This is a genomic window from Spirillospora sp. NPDC049652, assembly GCF_040675125.1.
Classification (GTDB): domain Bacteria; phylum Actinomycetota; class Actinomycetes; order Streptosporangiales; family Streptosporangiaceae; genus Spirillospora.
The window spans coordinates 1-5,792 of the sequence record NZ_JBFAOF010000425.1 but is presented as its reverse complement, the minus strand read 5'-3'; the positions used below and the strand labels follow the sequence as shown (position 1 = coordinate 5,792).

Annotated in this window: 5 protein-coding genes; 1 reads left to right on the top strand and 4 read right to left on the bottom strand. The window is 74.2% G+C overall.

The genetic code is table 11. The annotated features are described in order from the left end of the window. Nucleotides 1–9: 9 nt before the first annotated feature. Nucleotides 10–837 carry a phosphoenolpyruvate hydrolase family protein gene (locus AB0J52_RS24110; RefSeq protein ID WP_500184346.1) on the bottom strand — a complete coding sequence of 276 codons (828 nt, stop codon included), beginning with the start codon at nt 835–837 and terminating at the stop codon, nt 10–12. Beyond that, nucleotides 834–2,063, bottom strand: a complete 1,230-nt coding sequence (locus AB0J52_RS24105) for a Tm-1-like ATP-binding domain-containing protein (RefSeq protein WP_500184343.1) — start codon at nt 2,061–2,063, stop codon at nt 834–836. The genes AB0J52_RS24110 and AB0J52_RS24105 overlap by 4 nt, the downstream gene beginning before the upstream one ends. Before the next feature lie 176 nt (nt 2,064–2,239). Between AB0J52_RS24105 and AB0J52_RS24100 the strand changes: the two genes are divergently transcribed. Then, a complete protein-coding gene (locus AB0J52_RS24100) occupies nt 2,240–2,677 on the top strand; it encodes an SRPBCC family protein (protein ID WP_500184342.1) in 438 nt (145 codons plus the stop codon). A 28-nt stretch (nt 2,678–2,705) separates the two neighbouring features. Here AB0J52_RS24100 and AB0J52_RS24095 read toward each other — a convergent pair whose 3' ends face one another. Further along, nucleotides 2,706–2,873, bottom strand: coding sequence for a hypothetical protein (locus AB0J52_RS24095; RefSeq protein WP_500184340.1), 168 nt, complete (start codon nt 2,871–2,873; stop codon nt 2,706–2,708). Nucleotides 2,874–3,026: 153 nt separating this feature from the next. Next, a partial coding sequence (locus tag AB0J52_RS24090; RefSeq protein ID WP_500184338.1) for a carboxyl transferase domain-containing protein occupies nt 3,027–5,792 on the bottom strand: 2,766 nt, incomplete at its 5' end.

The window sequence follows — 5,792 nt, the reverse complement described above, 5'->3', positions numbered from 1 at the left end:
GCGGCGCTGTCAGGCGCGCACCTGCTTGAACGCCCGGGTCTGCGCGGTCAGGGCCCGCTCGGTCGGCAGCCGCTCCATGCTGCTCGCCCCGTAGAAGCCATGGCAGTTCTTGGCATTCGCCAGGACGTAGGCGGCGTCCTCGGGTTCGGAGATCGGCCCGCCGTGGCACAGCACCAGGACGTCGTCGCGCTCGTTCAGGGCCGCCTCGGACCACGCGTCGATGAGCGCGACGCAGTCGTCCAGCGACTTGGCGGTCTCCGCACCGATCGCGCCGCCGGTCGTCAGGCCCATGTGGCACACCACGATGTCGGCGCCCGCGCGGGTCATCGCGCGGGCGTCGTCGGCGGAGAACACGTACGGCGTCGTCAGCAGGTCGGCGGCCCGGGCGGCCTCGACCAGCTCGACCTCCAGCCCGTAGCCCATGCCGGTCTCCTCCAGGTTGGCGCGGAACACCCCGTCGATGAGGCCGACCGTCGGGAAGTTCTGGACGCCCGAGAACCCCAGCTCGCGCAGCCTCGCCAGGAACGGGCCGCGCAGCAGGAACGGGTCGGTGCCGTTCACCCCGGCGAGGACGGGTGTGCGCTCGACGACCGGCAGCACCTCGGCGGCCATCTCCAGGACGATCTCGTTGGCGTTGCCGTAGGCGAGCAGCCCGGCCAGCGAGCCGCGGCCCGCCATCCGGTACCGGCCGGAGTTGTAGATGACGATGAGGTCGATGCCGCCGGCCTCCTCGCATTTGGCCGACAGGCCCGTCCCGGCGCCGCCGCCGACGATCGGCTCGCCCCGCCGGGCCATGTCGGTGAAGCGCTCGACCAGTTCGGCGCGGGCGAAGCTCATGCGGACACCTCCTGGAAGGCCGCGACGAGCGCGGCGGCGAACTCGGGATCGTTGATGTTGTGCGGGGACCGGATCAGCTTCCGGTCGGCGGTCTGCTCGACCTGGGCCTCCAGCGCCTCGAACAGGACGCGGTCGGTCGCGGGCTCCCAGAACGGCTGCCCCGGCGCGTCCAGCGCCGACACGCCGCCCTCGGGCAGCAGGAACCGCACCGGGCCGGTGCAGGCGTTCAGCTTCGCCGCGATGAACGCGGCGATCTCGCGGCACTCGTCCGGGCTGGTGCGCATCAGCGTGACCTGCTCGTTGTGCTGGTAGAACAGCCGGTCGGCGTACTGCTCCGGGACGGTGGCGCGCGCGCCGAAGTTCACCATGTCGAGCGCGCCGCACGACCCCACGTAGGGGACGCCCGTCCGCGCGAACACGTCGAGCCGCTCCGGGCCCGCGCTGAACACCCCGCCCGCGATCAGGTCGCAGATCTCGGTGGTGGTGATGTCCAGGACGGCGTCGACCAGCCCGTCCCCGACCAGCGCCTCCATCGCCCGGCCGCCGGTGCCGACGGCGTGGAACACCAGCGGGTCGTGGCCGGCCGCGAGCCGCTCGGCGACCGCGGTCACGCACGCGGTGGTCACCCCGAACATGGTCAGCGCGACGGCCGGCCGGTCCTGGGCGGGCGGGACCGTGTTCGCGATCATCCCGGCGAGCGCGTGCGCGGCGTTCCCGATCACCTGCCGGGAGATCCGGTTCAGCCCGGCGACGTCGGTCACCGAGTGCATCATGGCCAGGTCGCTGACCCCCACGTACGGCCCGACGTCCCCCGCCGCGACCGTGCTGACCAGCAGTTTCGGGACGCCCACGGGCAGCGCGCGCAGCGCGGGCGCGACGATCGCCGTGCCGCCGCTGCCGCCGAGCCCCAGCACACCGGCGACGTCGTCCCGCGCGCCCAGGAAGCGCTCGAACGCCACGGTCATCGCCGTCACGGCCGTGCCGCGGTCGCCGGTGAACACCGCGTCCGGGCCGTCCGGATGGGCCGCCGCCACCTCCGCCGCCGTGACGTCCACGCCCTCGCCGCCAGGCCCCCCGGCGGAGCCGCCAGGCCCTCCGGTGGAGACGTCCACCGTGCGGACCGGCGTCCCGGCCGCCGCCACCAGCTCCGCCGCGTATCTCAGCTCGGCGCCCTTGGTGTCGAACGTGCCGACCACATACGCCACCCGACCGTTACCGCCAGCCATCAGGCTCGCCACCTCCTTCGACGCTCCCGACGCTACCGACCGCGGCCCCTGCCGCGCGGAGGCGGGGTCCCTGATCAGCGCGGCCTCCGCACTCCGGGGTTCTGCGCTCCCGGGATGCGGCGGCCCGCGTCCGGTGGTCCTTGGAGCGGGGGCGGCCGGTGGGCGATGATGGCGGCATGCCCAAGGCCTACGCGAGCGCGGTCATCGACGCCCCGGTGGACGAGGTGTGGACGCTGGTCCGCGCGTTCGGCGGGATCGCCGCCTGGCACCCCGCGCTGGACACCTGCGTCCTGCGGGAGGGCGACGACCGGACCGTGGGGGCCGTGCGCCGCCTGACCTCGGGCGACGCCGTCTTCGTGGAGCGCCTGACCGGGCTCGACGAGGTGGCGCGCACCCAGACCTACGAGTTCCTGGAGAGCCCGTTCCCGGTGCGCGCCTACCGGGCCACGATCCGGGTCGCGCCGGTCACCGCCTCGGGCGGGACGTTCGCCGAATGGTGGGCCGACTACGAGGCGGACGAGGCCGAGACGGACCGGCTCACCCGGTTCTTCCGCGACTCGGTGTTCGCCGCGGGGCTGGCCGAACTCGCCGCCCACGTCGCCGGGCACCGCTGACCGTCCCCGCCGCCCGGGGCGGGCCGGCTCAGGGGTCGGTGAGCGGGGGCCTCGGCGCCGCGCCGGGGTGGTGGTGTTCGGCGTCGTCCGCGGCCAGGTCCGCGATGGCCTCGCGCAGCAGCGCGTCCTCGCGCAGCAGCCGCGCGGTCTCGGTCAGCGCGGCCGCGTAGGCGCCCCCGGTGTCCAGGCTCTGCATGACCCGCCCTCTCTCCGGTGAATGATCCTTCACGCAGAGTCAACCCCGGTAGTGGATCTTGTCAAGGGGGCGGACGGCCCCGAGTCGCCCGGGCGGCCCGGGCCCGGCCCGTGTCCGGGCCGCCGCCGAGGGCGGCCCGGACACGCGCGGGCGTCAGCGCCGGAGGCCTCGCTCGATCGCCTCGATGACGCGGGGACGCAGCTCGGCGGCGCTGACGATGGCGTCCACCGAGCCGACCTCGACGGCGCGCTGGATGCTGTGCACCCGGTCGAACTCGGCGGCGACCTCGCCCAGCTTCTCGGCGCGGACCGACGCGCGGGCCTCGGCCAGCCGCGCCCGCAGCTCCACCGCCTCGGCGCCCATCGCCGTCGACGCCTCCGCCTGCAGCGCCGTCACCCGCGGGTCGTTGGCCGTCCGGGCGTTGACCTCGCCGGAGAACACCACCGCCGCCGCCGGGGCGCCGCCCAGCACCGACGCGAACGAGCCCTCCAGCGCCAGCACCGTCATGTTCGGGTTGAGCGCCTTGGAGAACACCACGAACGCGCCGCCGTGGTAGCGGGAGATCACGCAGAACACGATGGGCCCGTCGAAGTTGACGATCGCCCGGCCGATCTCCGCGCCGTACTCCAGCTGGAGCTTGCGCATCGACTCCGGCGAGCCGTCGAACCCGGACAGGTTCGCCAGCACGACCAGCGGGCGGTTCCCGGACGCGGCGTTGATCGCCCGCGCGGTCTTCTTCGACGACTGCGGGAACAGGGTGCCCGCCGTGTAGGCGTCCGGCCCGTCGGTGGGCGGGAAGCCGCGCCGCGGCACCGCCCGCGACTCGATCCCGACCAGGCAGACCGGTCGTCCGCCGATGTGCGCGTCCTGCACCACCGAGGTCTCGGCGTCGGCCATCCCGGCCCAGCGCTCCAGGACGGGGTGGTCCTGGTCCGACAGCGCCCGCATCACCGTGCGGATGTCGAACGGCTTCTTGCGGTCCGGGTTGTGCTCGGCGGAGAAGATGTCGCCGACCCGGGTGAAGTCGCTGCCCTCGACCACGTGCGGGAAGTCCCGGATGTCGCGGTCGGCCGGGTCGGACGTGGCGGCCGTGCGCGGCCCGGTCTCGCCCGGCACGACGTAGGTGTGGTCGTAGTGCGCCATCAGCACGTCCCGCGCGGACGGCAGGTCCGGCGCCCAGTACTGCGCCTGCCCGTTCGGGCCCATCACCCGGTCGTAGCCGCCGATGCCGAAGTTGTCCTCGGCCGACACGCCGCCGGAGAAGTCCAGCGACTGCTTGCCGGTCAGCACCATCGCCGAGTCCGGCGTCATGACCAGCACGCCCCTGGTGTGCATGAGCATCGTCGCCTCGGCGTTCCAGTACGGCTGCGCGCCGACGTTGATGCCCGCGACGACGACGTTGATCTCGCCGCCGTCCTGGGTGAACTCCACGATCCGCTTGAGCGCCGCGGCCACCCAGTCCATGTTCTCGGTGCCGGACTCCATCGAGATCCGCGCCCCGGCCGACAGCGCGTACCACTCCAGCGGCACCCGCATCTCGGCCGCCAGGTCCAGCGCGGCGATCACCCGGCGGCACTCCGGCTCCGACAGCGCGCCGAGCGCCTTGGTCGGGTCGCCCAGCAGGACGACCCGGGTGACGCCCTCCGGGTGCCGCGCGGTCGGCGTGGTCACCACGCCCGCGACGATCGCGGCGCGGTTGCGGCCCTTCGGCCGGTCGACCGGGACCAGCCGGTTCGCCGCGTCCAGGTCGTGCTCGGTGAAGTCGCCCAGCAGCCCGGTCAGCTCGTAGGGGTACACGGTGTTGCGGGAGCGGGCGCGCAGCACCTTCTGCCGGTAGTCGTCCAGCGGCTCGACCGGCTCCACCGGCGGCTCGCCGATGGTCAGCTCGGCGCCGCCCGCCGCGTCGAGCCGGACCCGGACGGCGACCTTGCCCAGCTCGCCGGTCTCCTCGTCGCGCCGGCGGCCGATGAGCAGGATCTCCTCCAGGCCCGCCGCCTCGGCGGTCGGCAGCACCCGCTCGAAGATCTGCTCCAGCTCGGCGCGGGTCAGGTCGCTCGGCGGCCAGACGTAGACCACGATCTGGTTGGTCGCGAACCGCTTGCCGGACGGCAGCTGCGCTTGCGCCCGCCGGATCGAGTCCAGGCAGGTCGCGATCGTGTACTCGGCCATCGGCAGCGCGACGTGCTCGCCGTCCTGGTCGCGCAGCGCGGTCAGGTCCCGGACCTGCGCGAACGCGACGAGCCGTTCGTCGGACGGGTTCTCCCGCGCGACGCACCGGAACAGGTAGACCTCCTCGTCGGAGGACGGCAGCCGGGTGAGGTCGAACGCGCTCAGCCGCTCCAGCCGCATGCGCTGGGCGATGTAGGGGTGCAGGCCGCGGATCAGCCGCTCCTCGGCCATGCCGTCCGGGGACGGCCGGAACGTGAAGTGGTGGTGCATCACCGCGCCGCCGCTGCCCGCGACGGTCGCGGTCAGCCGCCGCACGCGCTCCGGCAGCGGGTGCAGGGCGAGGACCCGCCGCAGCGCCTCGGCCATGGCGTCGAAGTCCTCGGGCTGCTTCTCCCAGGACAGGTAGATGTCGGCGTCGATCGGGTCGGCGTCGATCGCGTCGGCGTCGGCCGGGCCGGCCGCGCCGTCCGGGCGGGCGAGTTCGGCGAGGCCGTCCAGCGCGCCGCCGAGCCGCTCGAAGCCCACCGCCGCCGACACCACCGACGACCCGGCGCGCCGCGCGACCACGAACGGGCAGCCCGAGGCGGTCGCGGTCCGGACGTCCAGCAGCTCCTTGTTGCCGTAGTAGCGGCGGGTCAGCACCTCCAGCATGACCGAGTTGTCCAGCCCGCCGGCCTCCGCCGCGGAGCCGCCCGCGGCCGCGCCGCTCCGGCCACCGCGGATCAGCCGCTGTCCGAGCAGCCGCACCAG